The following is an 800-nucleotide window of genomic DNA, read 5'->3' as shown; positions in this document are numbered from 1 at the left end:
AGTCTGGGCCGTGTCTCAGTCCCAGTGTGGCCGATCACCCTCTCAGGTCGGCTACGCATCGTCGCCTTGGTGAGCCGTTACCTCACCAACTAGCTAATGCGCCGCGGGCCCATCCTATAGCGACAGCCGAAACCGTCTTTCAGTCTCTTGCCATGAAGCAAAAGAGATTATTCGGTATTAGCCCCGGTTTCCCGGAGTTATCCCAAACTATAGGGTAGGTTGCCCACGTGTTACTCACCCGTCCGCCGCTAACGTCAAAGGAGCAAGCTCCTTTTCTGTTCGCTCGACTTGCATGTATTAGGCACGCCGCCAGCGTTCGTCCTGAGCCAGGATCAAACTCTCCATAAAAGAAATTTGATTAGCTCAAATTGTTTTGCTGGCATCATGTTTGATGTCCAAAATTGCGTTTCGTTCACTAACCGAAGCTAGTTACTTAAAACTTTATTGATTACGTTTTGCTTGTTCAGTTTTCAAGGTTCATGTATTTGAATTGGTGGAGCCTAGCGGGATCGAACCGCTGACCTCCTGCGTGCAAGGCAGGCGCTCTCCCAGCTGAGCTAAGGCCCCGTTTTTTTATTTTTAGGAAATGGTCGGGAAGACAGGATTCGAACCTGCGACCCCTTGGTCCCAAACCAAGTGCTCTACCAAGCTGAGCTACTTCCCGTTGTTCTTATGGCGCGCCCGACAGGAGTCGAACCCATAACCTTCTGATCCGTAGTCAGACGCTCTATCCAATTGAGCTACGGGCGCATTTAAAATGGTGCCGAGGACCGGAATCGAACCGGTACGGTAGTCACCTA

At 51.0% G+C, this 800-nt stretch carries 3 tRNA genes and 1 rRNA gene; all 4 read right to left on the bottom strand.

The features are described from left to right. Positions 1–348, bottom strand: a 16S ribosomal RNA gene (locus JIN86_RS23365); the annotation flags it as partial. Between the two features lie 143 nt (positions 349–491). After that, positions 492–567 (bottom strand) — tRNA-Ala (locus JIN86_RS23360). 20 nt (positions 568–587) lie between these two features. Next, positions 588–664 (bottom strand) — tRNA-Pro (locus JIN86_RS23355). A gap of 9 nt (positions 665–673) precedes the next feature. Then, positions 674–750, bottom strand: a tRNA-Arg gene (locus tag JIN86_RS23350). Positions 751–800 lie beyond the last annotated feature (50 nt).

It is taken from the genome of Lysinibacillus sp. HST-98, assembly GCF_016757845.1.
GTDB classification, from domain to species: Bacteria; Bacillota; Bacilli; order Bacillales_A; family Planococcaceae; genus Lysinibacillus; species Lysinibacillus capsici.
Note: the sequence above shows the minus strand (reverse complement) of the source record. Positions and strands in the feature narration are given on the sequence as shown.